Here is an 18,438-nt window from a genome sequence, read left to right as displayed (position 1 = left end):
GTGGACCAGGGCGAGCTGCGCCGTCGTGGGCCACGCTGACCCCATGACGGCGACCGCAACCGTGGCATGGCTCCTCGCCCCCGTGCACGACCTGCTCGCGCTCGTGCTGCCGCGCAGCTGTCCCGGCTGTGACGCACCCGACGTCACCCTGTGCCGGCGCTGCAGGCGGCTGCTGAGCGGGCCGCCGCGACGGTGCGAGGAGGGCACGGTGTTCCTCGGAGTCGACGACCAACTGCCGGCGCTCGGGCTGCCGGTGTGGACTCTGGCCGACTACACCGGACCGGTGCGGCGGGTGGTGCTCGCATGGAAGTCCGGCGGGCGAGCCGATCTGGACCGGCCGGTCGCGGCACTGATGGCCGGCGCCGTGGCCGGTCTCGCCGGGGATCTGCTTGCGGACCCAGTGCCTGATCGGGGTGATCCGGCACTGGTGGTGGTGCCCGCGCCGTCGGGCTGGCGGAGACGATGGCGGCGACGGCTCGTAGCCCTGACCCTCGCCCGTGCGGTGGCGCAGTCGCTGGCGCAGGAGTCCGGGCGGTCGGTGTGGGTGGCTGACCTGTTGCGGCGGCGGGGTGGGTCGGGGCATGCCCTGGGTGCCCGCGCACGCCGGCGCAGCACCGGTGCTGCCGTGCGGTGCCTGGGGCCCGTCCCGGAGGGTACGGCGTGCCTGCTGGTCGACGACGTCGTCACCACCGGTGCCACCCTCGACGCCGCACGGGTCAGCCTGCAGCGGGCGGGTGCGAACGTGCTCGGGGCGGTGGTGCTCGCGGCCACTGCGGCGCCCGGTGAGAACGCGTCGGCGCTTCGACTGTCGCATCGGCCCGGTGTGGACTAGCGTCATGTCATGGAGCTCCACCCCGCAACCGAGATCGGCACTTCTTGCCGCCGGAGCCGGGGAAGGGGAGGTGATGCCGTCTAGCACGACGCCGCGTCACCAGCACGCGGCGACTCTTTCGTCCCGAGGCTCAGGTGCCTCCGGGAACGCCCCAGATAGACCTGTGGAGGTTCGTCATGGAGATCGTCGTGGTCAGCCGTCACACCGAGGTGCCGGAACGCTTCCGGCGCCACGTCGAGGAGAAGCTGGCCAAGGTGCCGCAGCTGTCTCCCTACGCCCAGCGCGTCGACGTCGAGGTGTCCCACGAGAACAACCCGCGACTGGCGGAGCGGGCCGAACGTGTGGAGCTCACCGTCCGGGCCAAGGGTCCGGTGGTGCGGGCGGAGGCGGCAGCGTCGGATAGGTACGGCGCACTCGATCTGGCCACCGCGAAACTGCTCGAGCGATTGCGACGCGCTCGGGATCGGCGCAAGTCCCACCACGGACGGCGCCCAGAACCTATGCCTGCGCCGGACCTGGAGGCGCTGACTGACCTGAAGGCGCCGACTCAGGAGTCGACCAATCACGTTCCCGAGGACGAGGATGCCTTCACCCCGCATGCTCCGACCGAGCCAGGCGTGGCGGTCGAGGCCCAGTTGGGCGACTCACCCGTGGTGATCCGGCAGAAGGTGCACGAGACCGCGCCGATGACCGTTGACCAGGCGCTCGCGGAGATGGAACTCGTGGGGCACCCGTTCTACCTGTTCGTCGACTCCGAGACGATGCAGCCGTGCGTGGTCTACAACCGGCGTGGATGGACCTATGGAGTGATCCGGCTCAACTATGAGGCCACCGAGTTGGCGCACGTGGAGGCCACAGCCTGACGTTCCACTCTGACGTGTCCGGCGGCGCCGGTCGATCCGCGAGGGTCGGCCGGCGTCGCTGTGTGTCACCGGGAGCATCCTCACCGGCAGCATCCTCACCGGGGGTGAGGTTGACGTCGGTCCTGGCCCGATCATCGACGGTGCACTCACCCCGGGTGAGGTTGGTGTCGGTGCGATCTCCTACTCTGGCGCTCATGCCCCGCACCCTCACCCTCGGCCAGGCCCGCCGCATCGCCGTGGCCGCGCAGCTGCTCGACCGATCCACGCTGCGGCCGCCGCGGCCGACCATGGCGCACCTGCAGCGCACCATCGACCGGCTGGGAGTGCTGCAGATCGACTCGGTGAACGTGCTGGCGCGTGCCCATCTGCTGCCGCTGCAGGCGCGTCTGGGCAACTATGACCCCGCCCTGCTGGACCGGGCGACGCGGGGGACACCCGCCCGACCCCGGCGGCTCGTCGAGTACTGGGCACACGAGGCCTCCTACGTCTCGCCGAGCACGTACCAGGCGCTGCGGTGGCGGATGGATTCGCCGCGGATGCGACGTCTGGACGAGCAGCTGTGGCGAGAGCACCCCGAGACCATGGTGGTGGTGCTCGACATCGTCGGTTCCGACGGCCCGCTCACAGCCGCGCAGGTGCACGAACGGCTCGGCCACCAGAGCGGTCGGCGTGAGCATTGGGGGTGGAACTGGACCGTCGCGAAGCAGGCACTGGAGGCCCACTTCGCGCGGGGCCGGGTGATGGCGGCCCACCGCACCACACAGTTCGAACGGGCCTACGACCTACCGGAGCGGGTGCTGCCGCCGGCTGTGCTCGCCGCACCTGTTCCGGATCGGCCGACGGCGGTGCGCACCCTGGTCGAGATCGCGGCACGTGCGCACGGGATCGGGACCGCGCGCTGCCTGGCGGACTACTTCCGGGTGCCGGTGGCCGATACGCAGCGGGCGATCTCCGAACTCGTGGCTGACGGCGTGCTGGAGGAGGTGAGCGTGCGTGGATGGGAGCGCTCGCTGGTGCTGCACCGTGAGGCCCGGGTTCCCCGCCGCACCCGCGGCCGGGCACTGCTCGCCCCGTTCGACCCACTGGTGTTCGAACGCCGCCGGTTGCTGGAACTGTTCGGGATGCACTACCGCATCGGCATCTACACTCCGGCCGCGGAGCGCACTCATGGCTACTACGTGCTGCCGTTCCTACTGGGAGACCGGCTCGTGGCCCGGGTGGATCTGAAGGCCGACCGCGAGCATGGCGCGCTGCTGGTGCGAACCGCGTTCGCCGAGCCGGAGGCCCCGGGCGAGACGGCCGAGGAGCTCGTGGCCGAGCTGCGGGAGATGGCCGCGTGGCTCGGGCTGGATCAGGTGCTGCCGGAGGAGGACATCCGCGGGGATCTCGCGGTGCCGGTGGGGCGGGCGCTCGCGGCAGCGTGAGGGTTCAGTGGTTCCGCGAGGGGGGGCTTGGGCTAGGCGGTTGATCGCAGTCGTCCCATGACAACAGGCCACCGCACAAGCTGCCGCGTCTGAGCTGAGAACCACCGCCGACGTCGGTACGGTGAACGGTGGACTGTGGTGGCGCATTGCCGCGGTGCGGCGACCTGGAATACTCGAGCAGGTGATCGAACCGGCTCCGCTGACACCGACCGCCTGTCTGGCCGCGGTGCTGACGCCGACGGCGTCCGACGGTTCGATCGATCCTGAGGTGGCACGGGAGTACTTCGCCAGTGTGGTCGAAGACGGGGTCGACGGACTGGCAGTGGCCGTGCACACCGGCCGCGGCGATCGCCTGGGCGTCGAGGCACGCTCTGAGCTCATCTCGTGTGCTCGCGATGTCAGCGGCCAGGTGGTCACAGCGGTGTGGCCGGGTGACGACCCGGCGTGGCCCGAGGAAGCTGCGCGTGCCGGTGCGACCGCGCTCCTGGTCGCGCCCGAGCACACGCTCGACCCCGGGAACGAGGTGCGGCGGCTCGACGAGATCGCGCAGTCGAGTCGGTTGCCGCTGATCGGCTTCGACCTCTACCTGCATCCTTACGACGATTCGACGCGCGAGGCCGTGCTCGCACATCCGGCTGTGCGTGCGTTCAAGCCGGCCCGGATGCATGACGCGATCGCCTGCCAGAGTGGGATCCGCGCGGCGCAGCGACTGGGGGTGCCGGTGTTGACCGGTGAGGACAGGATGTTCGTGCCGTCCCTGCTCTGGGGTGCCACCGGCGCGCTCGTCGGCCTGGGCGCTGCGGCGACGAGTGTCACCGTGCGCGCACTGCGGGCGTTCCGCACGGGGGAGGGGCTCGTTGGCGCCTCCCGCGCACTCGATGCCCTTGCCGAGGTGACCTTCTGTGACCCGTTCGACGGGTACGTCCAGCGCATGGCGTGGATCGCCGTTGCCGAAGGTCGCATCCCGGCTGAGTTCGCGCACGATCCTGCGCGTCCCGGTGGGCTCAGCGAGAGTGAGCGGGACCGGGTGGTGCACGTCGCCGCGTGTGCGGTGCGCGGGGTCTGACCCTGCGCTGACGCTCCACTGACACCGACCTGTCGTTGACACGGCTCCGCAGAATCCGCTAATTTCGGTCCGGACCGTTAAGTAGGACTCGGCTTGATGCAGTCGCACCGCAGTCGATGACGACGAAGGAGTGCAGTATGAGAATCCGCCCATCCACCACGATCGCGTTGGTGGCCTCGGCCGCCATGCTGATCGGGGCTGCCGCGCCGGCAACGGCGAACTCCGGGCCACCGCCTGCGGTGAGCACCGAGGTCGCGGCCAGCGATCCGGTCACTGACCTCGGGGAGGCCGTCCGCAAGACCCAGGTGCTCGCCTCAGCCACCGATATGGGTCCCGACGGCGTCCCTTACGGCTACTACGTCGTCTCCGGAAACCAGAACGTCACGGCGGAGTTCGCCGTCGTCGATCTGCGTACGGAAGAAACCGTGATGCGCACCCGCCTGCCCTACGGTGCGAGCAGCCAGCGTGCCCTGGACGTCTCGCCCGTGGACGGCACCGTGTACTTCGGCACTTCCGACGTCGGCCACGTCTACCGCTACGTGCCGGGCGCCGACGATGTCGAGCACGTGGCCGCACTTCCCACCGGGGTCCGGGCGTGGGGGCTGGCGGTCGACGAGGACGGCGTGCCGTGGATCGGCGGGTACCCGACGGGTGCCCTGTACTCGGTGGATCCAGATTCGGGGACTCTCACCAACCACGGTCAGGCGATCGCGGGTGAGCAGTACATCAACTCGATCGCCCCGGTCGGTGACACCATCTACGTCGGCACGAACGCCAACGCCAAGCTTGCCGAGTTCGACCGCACGACCGGCACGTTCACCGAGATCGCCATGCCGGCCGGACACGACGGCACGAATCTGACCGCACTCGACGTGCGCGGCGATCTGATGTTCGTCAGCACCACCAGCATGTACGTGCGCAACCTGGTCACCGGTGAGTGGGTCGATGAGATCGCTGATGCCAACGCCCGCGTCTCACCGGTCTCGCCGACCGATCCGAACGCCGTCTACCTCCGCCAAGGGCGCGAGGTGAAGCGCTACGACCTCACGACTGGGGAGATCACGGGTACTGGCAAGGCGCCGAACGCCACACCGGAATCCTGGGGCTGGATGGAGGTCGACGGATCCGGGCCTTACCTGACCCTGACCTACTGGAACCAGGGCCGCACGTACGGCTGGAACCTGGAGACCGGCGGAAGCTTCTACCTCGTCCCCGAGGTCGAAGGAGCCGGGGCGCCGCTGATCAGCCTCGGTGCCGGGCCCCTCGGCAACATCTACGCCGGAGCCTTCCTCAGCCCGCCCGGATCGGGCAAGTACGACCCCGACGGTGAGGGCATCGCATTGCTGAACGGCACCAGCCAGGTCGAGGGTTGGGGCACGTTCGATGGCAACGTCATCTTCGGCCGCTACCCGCAGGGCTCGGTCTACCTGTACGACCCGGAGCAGCCCTGGAACTACGGCAGCAACCCCGACACCCCGCCGCTGGAGCTCGGCAACGGAGTGAGCCGCCCGCAGTCCCTCATCGAGCTGACAGCAGTACCGGACACCGTGGCCGTGGCTTCCGTGCCAAAGCCCGGGGAGCACGGCGGGGCGATCACCCTGTGGCAGCCCTACGACGGAACGCACACCGTGTACCGGGACGTGGTGCCCGACCAGACCCCGGTCGGCTTCGTCCAGCACGAGGGAATCCTCATCGGCGGCACCTCCATCGAAGGCGGCTACGGCATCGACCCGGTCACCGATGAGGCGGTCGTGTTCGCCTGGGACCCGGTGAGCACGGAGACGATGTGGACTGCTGCACCGATCCCGGGGGCCGAAACCCTCGCTGGCTTCGCCATCGATGACGACGGCCACCTGTGGGGCGTGGCGGACAGCCGTACGGTCTTCGAGTTCGATCTGCAGACCCAGTCGTTGCTGCGCACGGTCACGATCGATGCCGACGCCCCGATCGACCGGTTCGGTGACAACGACCGGCTGCTCTTCGACAACGGGCGGTTGTTCGGATCGGTGGCCGACCGGCTGTTCGTCCTCGACCAGGTCACCGGCGAGGTCACCAGCCTCTACGGCGCCGAGAGCGGCCGCAGCGACGGCGTCACGCAGGTGCACGAGCTGGCCCAGGATCGCTACGGCGACCTGTATGTGGTCAGTCAGGGCACCCGCCTCGCCCGCTATGACCTGCCCGAGGATGTGACGGCACCCGAGGTGACGGTCGACGCGCGTGGAGCGGCGGTCTGGCTGTCCGCCACCGACGACCAGGACGATGCGCCTCGTATCGACTACCGGGTCGATGACGGTGACTGGCAGTCCTACGAGGGCGATGCTCCGATCGTGGTTGGTCCCGGTGCGGAGCTGGAGTACCGGGCCATCGACGACGCGTGGAACTCCTCCGACGTGGGGTACCACTCGTTCTGGTGAGGATTGTGCTCGCGGTGCCCGGCAGGGCGACGGAACTCGTCGCCCTGCCGGGCACCGCTGTCCGGGCCCGCAGTCGGCGAGGTAACGGGGGCGACGGTGGCGGGTATGGCACGATGAACGGCACCTGCACCAGTCGCAGAACGGGGGACACATGACACCGGTCGTGGGCGTCGTCGGCCCGGTCGATCTCGCACCAGGCGTGGCCGAGTCGGTCAGTGAGATGGCCGGACTCGAGGCCGTCACGCTCCCGTACTCCCACGAGTCCGAGACGTCCGATATCGTGCGGCAGAACGCCTCGTCGGTCGATGCCTGGCTGTTCACCGGCATTGTTCCCTACACACTCGCCAAGGGATCCACGAGCCGGCCGGCCGCGTTCGTCGACTACACCCGGGAGACGGTGCTGCGGTCGTGGGTGCGCCTGGCTCGGGAAGGGCGCGACATCGCCCGTACCTCCATCGATACGGTGGGCATTCCAGAGCTGCGAGAGATCGCGGATGCGGTGGACCTACCTCCGGACCGGCCGCGATCGCTCCCGCACCGGGTGGACCAGCGGGTCTCGCAGCTGGTCGATTTCCACCGCTCCAACCCGGATGACTCCTGGACGGCCATCACCTGTGTCTCCAGCGTCTACGAGGCACTCCGTGAGGAGATCTCCATCATTCGGCTGGTGCCGTCGGAGAACGCGATCCGGACGGCGATCAGCCGGTTGACGCTGACGATCAACAGCCAGGTCAGTGAGGACTCGCAGGTGGCGGTGGGCCTGCTGGCCGCTGACGACATGACCCGAGCGGCCCCGTTTCTCAAGGCGCAGGCCACGGCGCTCGCGGGCACGGTGGCCCTGGCTGAGACGGGGGAGATGCTCCTGGTCACCACACGGGGCGCCCTGGCGATCGCCTCCTACCAGTTTTCCCAGCCGCCGCTGCTTCGGCGGCTATCGGAGGCCGGCATCAGTGCCAACGCCGGGTTCGGAGTGGGACGCACGGCGCTGGAGGCCGAACAGCTGGCGCGCCGGGCGCTCAACCGCGCCCGAACGCATCCGGGACCGACGGCGGTGGTCTCGTTCCGCAACGATGTGGACCTCGCCCTCGGTGCCGGTGGCAAGAACAGTGAGGTGCCCGGGGAGCAGGAGGCCCCGGCGCTGGGCACCATCGCGACCCGGGTGGGTGTGGCACTGCAGACCTTGACGCGTCTGCGCGATCTGGCTCACCTCCATCCGGACGAGCCGCTGACCTCCCGGGTGGTGGCCGAGGCGCTCGACGTCCAGCTGCGGACCGCGCGGCGGATGTTGCAGCGGCTGGAGCGCGGTGGGTATGCCGAACGGGTGGGAAACGAGGCACGAGAGTCGAGCGGCAGGCCACTCACGCAGTACCTGCTGCATCTGTAGGCCAGGGGCGGAGAACAAGAGTCCGGGGTGCAACCCGGTGAATCGACGACGAGCGGAGATGCGATGAAGCGCGCCATCATGCTGATGTTCGACAGCCTGAACCGGCATATGCTGCCGCCCTACGATCCACAGACGTGGGTGCAGGCTCCGAACTTCGCGCGGCTGGCCCGGCGTGCTACCCGGTTCGAGAAGTTCTACGCGGGATCGCTGCCCTGTATCCCCGCACGGCGTGAGCTGCACACCGGCCGGTACAACTTCCTGCATCGCAGCTGGGGGCCGCTGGAACCGTTCGACGAGTCGATGCCGCAGATCCTCCGGGACGCGGGCGTGCACAGCCACCTCGTCTCCGATCACCCCCACTACTGGGAGGACGGCGGAGCGACCTATCACACGCGCTACACCACCTGGGACTTCCATCGGGGCCAGGAGGGTGACCCGTGGAAGGCAGTCGTGCAGTCCGGACCGCGCGGCGCTGGCGGGCATGACAGGGCCAGGGTGCAGGACCGGATCAACCGCACCTACATGCCCACCGAGGCCGAGCACGTGCAGACCAGGACGGTCGATGCGGGGCTGGAGTTCCTCGAGACCAATCACGCGGCGGACGAGTGGCTGCTGCAGCTGGAGCTCTTCGATCCGCACGAACCCTTCTTCACCCACCGGCCATACAAGGACCTGTACTCAGCGGACCGTGACGGCTCGGCGCCGTCGGAGGAGGGGACCGACTGGCCGGACTACCGCAAGGTCACCGAGTCTCCGGACCAGCTCGAGCACGTCCGCCGCGAGTATGCCGCGCTGGTCTCGATGTGCGACCGCTCGCTGGGCCGGGTCCTCGACGCGATGGATGAGTATGACCTCTGGGAGGACACGATGCTCATCGTCAACACCGACCACGGGTTCCTGCTCGGTGAGCACGGCTGGTGGGCCAAGACCGTGATGCCCTGGTTCGAGGAACTCGTCCACCTCCCGTTCTTCTTGTGGGACCCGCGCTCGCCTGAGGGGTCGCAGCACCCGACGGCGGTGGCTCAGACCATCGACATCGCCCCCACGTTGCTGCGCTACTTCGGGCTGACTCCGCCTGAGAGCATGCAGGGGAAGGATCTGGGACTGACCAGTGCGGTGGGCGAGACGGGTGCAGTGGGCGCGGCTGGTGCGGATGGCGGTGCCGTCCCAGCCGCTGACGCGGGTGCCGGCACCCTCGCCGAACGCGAGGGTGGCCTGTTCGGCATCCACGGCGGTCACGTGAACGTCACCGATGGCAGGTTCGTGTACATGCGCTCGGCAGCGACGCCGTCGAACGCCCCGCTGGAGCAGTACACCCTGATGCCCACGCACATGCGTGAACGATTCCCCGTCAGTGAGCTGGCCGCCTGGGAACCCGCGGAGCCGTTCTCGTTCACCCAGGGGCTGCGGACGATGCGCATGGAGACGCCGAACCGGTGGATGAACCCGTGGCCGCATGGGACGTTGCTCTTCGACGTGGAGCGCGATCCGCAGCAGCGTGAGCCGCTCCTCGATGATGAGGTGGAGCTGCGGATGCTGGATCTGCTGGTGCGGCTGATGCGCGAGAACGATGCGCCGGCCAGCCAGTTCACCCGGTTGGGGTTGCCCGTCGAAGGGCCCGTGGGAGTCGAGCACCTCATGGCCGGCCGCGACGCCGAACGCGCCGCTGCCACTGCGCAACCACTGCCCGATCTGAACGGGCATCCGGCCCGGACCGACCTGGATCGACCGGTGGGGGAGCTCCTGGGCGAGCCACGCACGCGCGACACGCTCGCCGCACATGCACCCGACCTGGCACAGACCGAGCTGCTGACGGTCTCACCGGTCACGACGCTGATCGACCTGGCAGCCTCCGGCGTTCTCCCAGCAGCAGCCCTGACCGCGATCGCCGACGACCTGGCCGCGATAGCCACGCAGCCGTGAGCGACGCACCAGGACGGAACGCCGTGACCGAACGTCCCAACGTCTGGTTCGTGATGACCGACCAGCAGCGGTGGGACTCGATGGGCTACGCCGGCAACACCGTCATCGAGACCCCCAATCTCGACCAGCTCGCCTCCGAAGGGAGCTGGTTCGAGCATGCCTACAGTGCGACACCCTCGTGTATCCCGGCACGAGCAAGCCTGATGACCGGACAGGACCCCTGGCACACGGGGATCCTCGGCATGGGGGAGGGGCAGGGGCCCGCGCAGTGCCTCGAGAACACGTTGCCCGAGTCGTTGGCACGGGCCGGATATCACACGCAGGCGGTGGGGAAGCTGCACGTGCACCCGCAGCGCGACCTCATCGGCTTCCACCACACCGTGCTGGACGAGTGCGGGCGGCGCGAGCACCCGGACACCCTCTCGGACTACGACCGGTGGCTGCAGCGCGAGGTGCCTGACGCCAGTGCGGACTCTCACGGCGTCGGCTGGAACTCGTTGCACAGCCGGGCGTGGCACCTGGCCGAGCGTCAGCATCCGACGTACTGGACGGCGACCGAATCGATCGATTTCCTGCGGCGGCGGGACCCGACGAAGCCGTTCTTCCTGATGACGTCTTTTGCCCGGCCGCATTCACCGTACGACCCGCCGGAGCCGCTGCTGAACCAGTACCTGGATGCTGACCTGCCCGAGCCCTGGATCGGGGACTGGGCAGCACCCCATGCCGTCACCAGCTGGGCACCGGACGCATGGCGGGGTGTGCGCAGCGTCGAGCAGGTGCGCCGCACCCGCGCCGGGTACTACGCGACGATTACCCACATCGACCAGCAGATCGGGCGGATCCGCTTCAATCTCGCCCGGCAGGGACTGCTGGAGAACACGATCATCGTGTTCACCTCCGACCACGGCGATATGCAGGGCGATCACCACCTGTGGCGCAAGACCTACGGCTATGAGGGATCGGCCCACATCCCGTTGTTCGTTGTGCTGCCGCAGGCGATCCGGGAGCGGTATGGCATCGATCCCGGCACCCGGAGTGAGGCTCCCGTCTGCCTCCAGGACGTCATGCCGACCATCCTCGACGCGTGCGGGATCGAGATCCCGGAGAGTGTCGATGGCCGTAGCGTGCTGCCCGTGCTTGCTGATCCTGGTGCCCCGTGGCGGGAGGCGGTCCACGGCGAGCACTCCACGTGTTACGACCCCAGCCAGGAGATGCAGTACCTCACCGACGGCAAGCAGAAGTACATCTGGTTCGCCCAGGACGGCGCCGAGCGGCTGTTCGACCTGGTCGCTGACCCGCACGAGGAGAGGGATCTGGCTGCAGACCCGGCCTATGCCGACAGTCTCGAGCACTGGCGCAGCCGGCTCGTCGAGATCGTCGCCGCACGCGACTGCGGCTGGACCGAGAACGGACGAATGATCCCGCGCGGGGACGGCCCGCCACTGGTCTCACCCCACTACGCCCAGCGCCTCGCCCGGCACGGGGTCTGACTCGGCGACTGGGAGCCAGTGGTCTTCTCCCAGCCTTGTCGGCCACGAGCCACGGCCCGCTCACCACGGAGCAGGCGGCCCGCATCCAAGGGGCGTCGATCGATCAGCTCGAGACCTGGACCGACCGGATCCTGACCGCGGACACCATCGAAGCCGTCCTGCGCGGAAGGAACCATCCGCCGACTACGCGGTCAGGCTTCGCGCCTCGAAGTTCGCGTACTCGGCGATCATCGGGGACATCTGTCGGAAGCCGAACCGCCCCCTCCCCAGAGCGGGCCCGCCGGTCGATCCGTCGTCGTACCAGTCGAGCACCAGCAGATCGTCCACGAACATCGAGACCCGAGCTCCGGCGTGCCGTATCCGGATGCGGTACGGCGCCACAGCCGTGGCCACGGGCGGGATCGGATCGGGCGCCGTGGCGACCAGATGAAAGCCGTGACTCTTCCGCAGGTTGCACGTGTGCAGACGAGGGTCGATCCGCCGTCGGAAATAGGAGAGGTGATAGGCGTCGATGTCTCCGGAGTGGTACTGCGGATAATCGCCATCACGCGGGGTGAGCGAGGCGTCGAACAGATCGACATCTCCTCGCCCTCGTGCGGCGAAGAACACGATGCACAGCCCGGGCTCCCGGATCGGCCAGAAGTCCCAGGAGTACTCCACGTCCGGCCCGAACTCCTCCGGGCACCACAGCACGAAGTTGCCCTGGGTGGAGTCCTCGCTGAGCACGGTGCTCTCCACCCGCATCCGGCCCTGCGGGAAGCTGAGCGTGACCGGCCCTTCGGCGCGGAAGCCGGCGACGTCCGACTCGCATGCGAGCGGGTTGCGATAGAGCGTCTCGATACTCTCCGCCGTCACCGCGGCCCCGTGGTCGCGTCCGGCTTCGCCTCGATACCGGGCCTCGTCACCCCTTGATCCCGCTCGCTGCCACGCTGTTGACGATGTAGCGCTGCAGCACCGCGAACACCACCAGGCAGGGGATCACGGTGATTGCCGCAGCCGCCATCAGCCGGGCCTGGGAGACCGCCTCCTGGTTGAGGCTGGCCAGACCCACGGTCAGCGTCCGCATCTCGTCGGTCTGGGCGATGATCAGTGGCCACAGGAAGTCGTTCCAGTGCCAGAGGAAGACGAAGATCCCGAGCGTGGCCAGGATCGGCGTTGTCAGCGGGAGCACGATCCGCCAGAAGATGCTCCACTCCCGGGCACCGTCGATCTTGGCGGCTTCGAAGAGCTCGTCGGGCAGACCCATGATGAACTGCCGCATCAGGAACACCGCCTGGGAGTTCGCCAGGGTCGGAACGATCAGCCCCCAGAACGTGTCGATGCCCTCCAGCCTGGCGACCAGCACGAACAGCGGGATGATGGTGGCCTGGGTGGGCACCATGAGGGTCGCCAGGAACGACCAGAACATGATCTCCCGGCCCGGGAAGCGCTTCTTCGCGAAGGCGTATCCGGCCATGGCTGCCGTGATCAGCACCAGCACCACCGACACGATCGAGTAGATCGTGGTGTTGAGCGTCCAACGCAGGAAGTTGCGTGCGGTCAGGACGGCGATCAGGTTGTCGAACGTCCACTCGTCCGGCAGCTGGAAGGGGATCGTGCGGGCGCCCTCGGGACTCAGGGCGAGGATGAAGACAGCGAGGAACGGCACGATGGTGCCGAACGCGAGCAGCGAGGCCACCAGGATCGTTCCCGGCCTGATGCGGTTGCGGCGTCTGCGGCGCGCTGTAGCGGGTGCCCCGTTGGTCTCGGTCCCGGGCCGCGTGAGCGTGGCGGTCATGTGTTGCTCCGATCGAGGAAGCGACGCTGGATCAGCGAGATGACGAAGACGAGTAGGAAGATCGCGACACCGATCGCGGCGGCGTAGCCGAAGTCGAAGAACTTGAATCCCTGGTCGTAGAGGGCGTACACCAGCGAGTAGGACGCACGGGAAGGCCCGCCGCCGGTCATGACGTAGATGGTGTCGAAGACCTGGAACGCGGCGATCGTCTCGATCACCAGCACGAAGAACACCACCGGTCGCAGCAACGGCAGGACGATCCGGAAGAACCGCTGAGTCGCGTTCGCGCCGTCGAGGGTGGCCGATTCGAGCAGATCCTCCGGGATGTTCTTCAACCCCGCGAGCAGGATCAGCATCGAGTACCCGAACCCTCGCCACGCCGAGACGACGGCGAGCGAGGTGAGCACCTGTGCCTGGTTGCCCGTCAGGAAGGGATAGGGATCGACTCCCGCTTCGGTGAGCAGCCCGTTCACCAGCCCGTCGCTGGCGAAGATCCACAGCCAGATCACAGCCGCGAGCACGAACGAGGTCACGTACGGAAGGAACAGTGCACCGCGGAAGAACCCGGTGCCCCACACCAGCCGGTTGAGCACCAGGGCGGTCACCATGGAGACCACGACGACGAGCGGCACGTAGATCGCGGCGTAGACCAGGGTCGTGGTCAGGGCGCCGAGGAACACATCGTCGGCGAGCATCCGCGTGTAGTTGTCGAACCAGACGACGGAGTAGTCGCCGCTGAGCTTGTAGTCGGTCAGGCTCATGCCGATCGCCCCGAGACTGGGGACGAACCGGAAGATGACGAACAGCACCAGCATGGGGAGCACGAACAGGATGCCCGCCCACATGCCGCTGCGTGCGGCGGTGGTCGAGCCGCGTCGCTTCTGCCTGCCCAGTGCTGAGACGGGGGTGGTGGAAGTCATGGTCTCACTGTCGATTCGATGGAGGTAGGCGATCGAGTGCTGTGGGGCGCACCGTGGTGCGCCCCACAGCGGGAGCCGTTACAGACGGGAGATGGCGTCCCGCGCCTCTGCTGCGGCGTCGGCGATGGCCTCTTCGGCGGTCGCCTGACCCTGCAGGGCGGACTGGATGTGCGTGGCGAGGATGGACATCACCTGCCGTGCTCCGGGTGCGGCCTCTCCCGGGTTGGAGACGGCGAGGGAGTCGAACAGCGCCTGGGTGGCGTCGTCGTCGATCGTGATCTCGGCATCCTCACGGGAGGGGAACCAGCCGGCCGCTTCGAACATCGCGGACTGCGCTTCCGGCGCCGCCAGGGCTCGGGCTACCTCGAGAGCTGCTTCTTCATCCTCGTTGATCGTGGTCAGGCCGATGATGCCCGGTGTGCCGAAGGAGGCCTGGACCGCACCGGTGAGTGGAGCGCCGACGGTGACGTTCTCCTCGCCGACGGCCGCCTCGAGCTGGTCGATCGTGGCGCCGGACATCCCGTACGACATCGCTGCCGTTCCCAGGCCGAGCGGACCACCTTCCACGGCGGTCGTCTTGGTCGCAGCATCGGCCGGGAGTCCGCCTGCTTCCTGCAGGTCGAGCAGGAACTGCAGTGCCTCGACGCCTTCGGGGCCGTCGAAGGCGATGTCGCTGCCGTCCTCGGTGAACACCGATCCGCCCGCCTGCCACAGCAGCGGGTAGAAGGAGATGTTGAGCGTGGTCTCGGCCGAGCCGGAGTAGTCGAGCACGGAGACGCCGTTCTCGGCGAGGGCGGGCGCGGCGTCCAGGATCTCGTCCCACGTCTGTGGGAGCTCGGTGATGCCGGCATCTTCGAAGAGTGCTGTGTTGTAGGCCGTGGCGTTGGCCGTCTGGTAGATCGGCAGGCCGTAGATCTCACCGTCGAACGTGCCGCCGGCGAGGGCACCCTCGAAGTAGACGCCCGGGTCGTCGATGGCGCCGTCGATGGGCTTGAGACCGCCGGTGTCGTAGAAGTTCCTCGCCAGGTCGGGGACCAGGAGCACCAGGTCGGGGCCGGTACCGGCGGCGATCGCCGTGCCGATCTTCTCCTCGCGATCGGCCCAAGGGAGGAGCTCGATCGACAGGTCGATGTCGGAGTGCTCGGCCTCGAAGTCTGTCTCGAAGGCCTCCCAGTAGTCGCGGCTGGCGTCCTCGTCGGCGATCACGGGGTACATCCAGAGCGTGATCTCACTGGATCCGCCCTCGGCTGAGTCGTCGCCCGAGGAGCAGGCGGTCAGCGCGAGTGCTGCCGCCGCGCCGACGGCGATCGTGGCTGTGGTTCGGGTTCTCATGAATCCTCCTGGGGTGGGGTGATGCGTCCTCGCATCCGGGTGGTCATCGCAGCCACTCGCTGAGACGATCCGCGATGAAGTCCTTGTCCGAGGTCCACGGGTAGCGAGCCAGCGTTCCGCGGATCCGGTCTTCCTGTCCCGGCGAGAGCACCTCGCCGGGATTCAGGCAACGCATGCTTGGCAGCAGGCCCTGCCACCAGAGCACGGCGTTGACTCCCGCGATGCAGCCGCGGAAGTCGTTCTCTGCGTCGAAGACGGCGGCGTTGAGCTCCGTGAGCTCTGGGGCGCGGGCGGTCAGCTCACGTACCGCCTCATCGTCACCCGCGCGCGCCGCGTGCACCCTGCTCATCAGGCCGGCAGCCGCGTGGGTGCCCACCGCCCACTGACCCAGCAGGCCGCCGTCGATCCAGCGGCCGCCGGTGAACGGCGTGATCAGATCGCCGATGATGTTGTCGTCGTTGCCTGTGTAGAGAGCAATCTGGTCCGCACGGGAGGAACTCAGCACCGCCGAGACCACGTCCAGGGTCCGGTACCGGTCGAACGGAGCGATCTTCACGGCCACGACGTTCTCGATCTCGGCGAACTCCCGCCAGAACGCCGCCGACAGCCGAGGCCCGCCGATCGCCTCCTGCAGGTAGAAGCCGATCACCGGGATCACGTCAGCTACGGAGCGGGCCCGGGTGAGCATCTTCGTCTCGTCCGCGGCGCCATTGCGCGGCGGGATCAGCAAGACGGCGTCATAGCCGAAGCGGGCGGCGAGCTCGGCCTCGGCCACCGCGGTCTCCTCATCTCCGGCGACGCCGGCGATCTTCAGCAGGGAGGTCTCCTGCAGTACCTCGGCGGTGAGCTCGAGGACCGGCTCCAGCAGCCGGGTGCCCGGGTTGCGGATCTCGAACTGCGTGGTGTGCACGGCCGCCGCCACACCACCGGCACCCGCCGCTGCGTAGTAGCGCACGACGGCGGCCTGGTGCCTTTCGTCGAATACGCCGTCCTCCCGTAGGGCCAAGGGGAGGGCAGGAATGACCAGACCGTCGCGTAGCCGGGCGGTGATCTGCTTGCGTGTGCGGCGCGGAGTGGTGGCGTCCATCGTCAGAACTGACCGTCGCGTCGCTGGAACTTCGTCGGCTTGTCCCACAGCTGGCCTCCCTTCTCGATCCAGTCGGCCTGCCAGCCGATCAGTGTGCGAGCGGGGACGTCCGGGTAGCCGAACAGCTCGTGGCAGCGGGTCGCGTCGGCCAGCAGGGCACTGTCGGATTCCTGGCCGTCGAATGTCACCTCGGTGCCGAGTGCTGCGGCGAGCGTCTCGGCCGCGGTGCGCACCGAGAGTGTCTCGGGGCCGGTGAGGTTGATCCGGAACGGCTCCGGCGCGCTGGCGTGCAGGAGTGAGCGCAGCACCACCTCGTTGGCGTAGCGCTGCCAGACGACGTTGACGAAGCCGGTCGTCAGGTCCACCGGCCGGCCGTCGAGGATCGTGCGCGCCAGGTCGGCAAAGACCCCATAGCGCGGTTCGACGGCGTAGTTGAGACGCACCAGGGCCAGGCGGGTGCCGCGGGTGGCAGCGGCGGCCTCGAAGACGCGCTCGCGGCCCAGGCAGCTCATCGCATATTCACCCACCGGCCCGGTCGGTGAGGTCTCATCCGGTGCGGGCGAGCGCAGATCGGTCAGCGGGTAGACGTTGCCGGTCGAGAGGGCGGAGATCCGGGCCTGCGGGTAGCGCTGGGTCACCGTGTGCGGGAGAGCGGCGTTGGTCAGCCACGCCCGGTACTCCTGGCCGGTGACCCCGAATTTGGCGCCGACCATGAAAACCACATGTCCGCCGTCGGGAAGCTGGGACTCGACCTCGGGAGAGGCGAGATCGGCGACCACGGTGGATACTCCTGCGGACTCGAGCCGCTCGCGCACCTCGGTATCGCTCCACCGCGAGACGGCGTGCACGGCCACGTCACGGCGTCCCGCCTCGTCCAGGGCGCGGCGGGCCATCATCGCCAGCGTCGGACCCATCTTGCCGCCCGCGCCGAGGATGACCAGGTCACTGTCGATACGCGCGGCGTCCTGGACGAGCGCGGGGGAGGGGGAGGAGAGTCGGTGCTCCAGGGCCTCTTCGTCACTGGGGGCACCGGGTTCGGTCGTCATCGCTGAAGTTCCTCCGCTGGGGCGTCGTCGGCAGTTGTTTCATATTTACGGTCCGGACCGTTATTGTCAATCCATCACGGATGACGATCACGTAACGGAAGGACGCAGATGCGGATCCTGCTCATCGGAGGAGGCGGCGTCGTCGGGACCGCCCTGGCCACACGCATGCGGGCCCGCCACAAGGTGACCGTTCTCGACGTCCGGCCCGTCACCATTCCCGGGGTGCGCAGCGTCGTCGCGGACGCCAACGAGTACGCGAGCCTCGAGGCGCACGTGCCGGCGGCCGATGCCGTGGTGCACCTGGCAGCGATCGTGCCGCGCGGCCCTGAGCAGGCTCGCCAGATCGACGCGGCGGTGCGTCTGAACGTGGGCAGCGTGGTCGGAGCCCTCACGATAAGTGTGCAGGAGCGCCTGCGCTCGTTCGTGCACATCAGTTCGCTGTCGGTCTTCCAGGAGTTCGGCCGTCACCCGATCCGCGCCGGTGCGCTGCCGGATTCCACGGCCCCGTACGGGCTCAGCAAGCGGCTGGCTGAGCAGGCCTGCGCCGTGCTGGCCGCCGACCCGACCACGGTGACCTCGCTGCGGCTGGCCTTTCCTGCGCAGGAACAGGACTGGCCCCGGTGGCGCTCGCCGTCCAATCCCGACGCCGAAGGGGCCCGTGCGTTGCGGCTCGAGGACGGCACCTCCTACCCGGCGCTCCACCCCGACGACCTCACGGACGCGGTCGAGCGAACCCTGACCCGGCGAGGGGAGTACGCGGCCATCGCACTGGCCGCCGACCCGCGAACCATTGACGACGACAGCGCGCAGCGGCTGCTGGGATGGTCGCCGCTCGCCAAGGACGCTTGGCTCGGGGCGGTGGGCCGGAAGCGCTGACCGC

At 68.5% G+C, this 18,438-nt stretch carries 15 protein-coding genes; 9 read left to right on the top strand and 6 right to left on the bottom strand.

The genetic code is table 11. The features are described from left to right. Positions 1-43: 43 nt before the first annotated feature. The 8 genes from FV560_RS04125 (at position 44) to FV560_RS04090 (ending at position 11,396) form a co-directional block, all read left to right on the top strand. Positions 44-832 (top strand): ComF family protein, encoded by a 789-nt coding sequence (locus tag FV560_RS04125; RefSeq protein ID WP_159619681.1) that lies wholly within the window; start codon positions 44-46, stop codon positions 830-832. Between the two features lie 176 nt (positions 833-1,008). Beyond that, complete coding sequence (gene hpf, locus FV560_RS04120; protein WP_159619679.1) at positions 1,009-1,695, top strand: ribosome hibernation-promoting factor, HPF/YfiA family; 687 nt, start codon at positions 1,009-1,011, stop codon at positions 1,693-1,695. Positions 1,696-1,889: 194 nt separating this feature from the next. Continuing rightward, positions 1,890-3,119 carry a winged helix-turn-helix domain-containing protein gene (locus FV560_RS04115; protein WP_159619677.1) on the top strand — a complete coding sequence of 410 codons (1,230 nt, stop codon included), beginning with the start codon at positions 1,890-1,892 and terminating at the stop codon, positions 3,117-3,119. A gap of 181 nt (positions 3,120-3,300) precedes the next feature. Beyond that, a complete protein-coding gene (locus FV560_RS04110; protein WP_159619675.1) occupies positions 3,301-4,185 on the top strand; it encodes a dihydrodipicolinate synthase family protein in 885 nt (294 codons plus the stop codon). A 137-nt stretch (positions 4,186-4,322) separates the two neighbouring features. Beyond that, complete coding sequence (locus FV560_RS04105; RefSeq protein WP_159619673.1) at positions 4,323-6,599, top strand: NHL repeat-containing protein; 2,277 nt, start codon at positions 4,323-4,325, stop codon at positions 6,597-6,599. A gap of 151 nt (positions 6,600-6,750) precedes the next feature. Further along, positions 6,751-7,983 (top strand): helix-turn-helix domain-containing protein, encoded by a 1,233-nt coding sequence (locus FV560_RS04100; RefSeq protein WP_159619671.1) that lies wholly within the window; start codon positions 6,751-6,753, stop codon positions 7,981-7,983. Positions 7,984-8,046: 63 nt separating this feature from the next. Further along, the gene (locus FV560_RS04095; protein WP_159619669.1) at positions 8,047-9,906 is read left to right on the top strand and encodes a sulfatase; all 1,860 of its coding nucleotides are present in this window, start codon (positions 8,047-8,049) and stop codon (positions 9,904-9,906) included. Continuing rightward, on the top strand, positions 9,903-11,396 hold the full coding sequence (locus FV560_RS04090) for an arylsulfatase (RefSeq protein WP_235019915.1): 1,494 nt from the start codon (positions 9,903-9,905) through the stop codon (positions 11,394-11,396). Before FV560_RS04095 ends, FV560_RS04090 begins: the two co-directional genes overlap by 4 nt. Before the next feature lie 183 nt (positions 11,397-11,579). On the opposite strand, the gene FV560_RS04085 is transcribed toward FV560_RS04090, so the two are convergent. The 6 genes from FV560_RS04085 to FV560_RS04060 all read right to left on the bottom strand — a co-directional run bounded on the left by FV560_RS04085 (position 11,580) and on the right by FV560_RS04060 (position 17,558). After that, on the bottom strand, positions 11,580-12,251 hold the full coding sequence (locus FV560_RS04085) for a DUF1961 family protein (RefSeq protein WP_159619667.1): 672 nt from the start codon (positions 12,249-12,251) through the stop codon (positions 11,580-11,582). Positions 12,252-12,297: 46 nt separating this feature from the next. Continuing rightward, a complete protein-coding gene (locus FV560_RS04080) occupies positions 12,298-13,173 on the bottom strand; it encodes a carbohydrate ABC transporter permease (protein WP_159619665.1) in 876 nt (291 codons plus the stop codon). Beyond that, positions 13,170-14,093: a carbohydrate ABC transporter permease gene (locus FV560_RS04075; RefSeq protein WP_159619663.1), complete on the bottom strand. Its 924-nt coding sequence runs from the start codon at positions 14,091-14,093 to the stop codon at positions 13,170-13,172. Before FV560_RS04075 ends, FV560_RS04080 begins: the two co-directional genes overlap by 4 nt. Positions 14,094-14,171: 78 nt before the next feature. Next, positions 14,172-15,425 carry an ABC transporter substrate-binding protein gene (locus FV560_RS04070; RefSeq protein WP_159619661.1) on the bottom strand — a complete coding sequence of 418 codons (1,254 nt, stop codon included), beginning with the start codon at positions 15,423-15,425 and terminating at the stop codon, positions 14,172-14,174. A gap of 43 nt (positions 15,426-15,468) precedes the next feature. Further along, positions 15,469-16,512 carry a dihydrodipicolinate synthase family protein gene (locus FV560_RS04065; protein ID WP_159619659.1) on the bottom strand — a complete coding sequence of 348 codons (1,044 nt, stop codon included), beginning with the start codon at positions 16,510-16,512 and terminating at the stop codon, positions 15,469-15,471. A gap of 2 nt (positions 16,513-16,514) precedes the next feature. After that, on the bottom strand, positions 16,515-17,558 hold the full coding sequence (locus FV560_RS04060) for an NAD-dependent epimerase/dehydratase family protein (protein ID WP_159619656.1): 1,044 nt from the start codon (positions 17,556-17,558) through the stop codon (positions 16,515-16,517). A gap of 108 nt (positions 17,559-17,666) precedes the next feature. Between FV560_RS04060 and FV560_RS04055 the strand changes: the two genes are divergently transcribed. Beyond that, positions 17,667-18,434, top strand: coding sequence for an NAD-dependent epimerase/dehydratase family protein (locus tag FV560_RS04055; RefSeq protein ID WP_159619654.1), 768 nt, complete (start codon positions 17,667-17,669; stop codon positions 18,432-18,434). Positions 18,435-18,438 lie beyond the last annotated feature (4 nt).

Origin of the sequence: Ruania rhizosphaerae, assembly GCF_009805705.1 — a bacterium.
In the GTDB taxonomy this organism is placed as follows: Bacteria; Actinomycetota; Actinomycetes; order Actinomycetales; family Beutenbergiaceae; genus Ruania; species Ruania rhizosphaerae.
This window is presented reverse-complemented; position numbering and strand designations above follow the sequence as displayed.

Excerpts from the sequence above, each read along its gene's own strand:
- FV560_RS04115 (WP_159619677.1), top strand. The coding sequence starts at position 1,890 with ATGCCCCGCACCCTCACCCTCGGCCAGGCCCGCCGCATCGCCGTGGCC.
- FV560_RS04100 (WP_159619671.1), top strand. The coding sequence starts at position 6,751 with ATGACACCGGTCGTGGGCGTCGTCGGCCCGGTCGATCTCGCACCAGGC.
- FV560_RS04105 (WP_159619673.1), top strand. The coding sequence starts at position 4,323 with ATGAGAATCCGCCCATCCACCACGATCGCGTTGGTGGCCTCGGCCGCC.
- FV560_RS04080 (WP_159619665.1), bottom strand. The coding sequence starts at position 13,173 with ATGACCGCCACGCTCACGCGGCCCGGGACCGAGACCAACGGGGCACCC.
- FV560_RS04065 (WP_159619659.1), bottom strand. The coding sequence starts at position 16,512 with ATGGACGCCACCACTCCGCGCCGCACACGCAAGCAGATCACCGCCCGG.
- FV560_RS04070 (WP_159619661.1), bottom strand. The coding sequence starts at position 15,425 with ATGAGAACCCGAACCACAGCCACGATCGCCGTCGGCGCGGCGGCAGCA.
- FV560_RS04095 (WP_159619669.1), top strand. The coding sequence starts at position 8,047 with ATGAAGCGCGCCATCATGCTGATGTTCGACAGCCTGAACCGGCATATG.
- FV560_RS04055 (WP_159619654.1), top strand. The coding sequence starts at position 17,667 with ATGCGGATCCTGCTCATCGGAGGAGGCGGCGTCGTCGGGACCGCCCTG.
- FV560_RS04125 (WP_159619681.1), top strand. The coding sequence starts at position 44 with ATGACGGCGACCGCAACCGTGGCATGGCTCCTCGCCCCCGTGCACGAC.
- hpf (WP_159619679.1), top strand. The coding sequence starts at position 1,009 with ATGGAGATCGTCGTGGTCAGCCGTCACACCGAGGTGCCGGAACGCTTC.
- FV560_RS04075 (WP_159619663.1), bottom strand. The coding sequence starts at position 14,093 with ATGACTTCCACCACCCCCGTCTCAGCACTGGGCAGGCAGAAGCGACGC.
- FV560_RS04060 (WP_159619656.1), bottom strand. The coding sequence starts at position 17,558 with ATGACGACCGAACCCGGTGCCCCCAGTGACGAAGAGGCCCTGGAGCAC.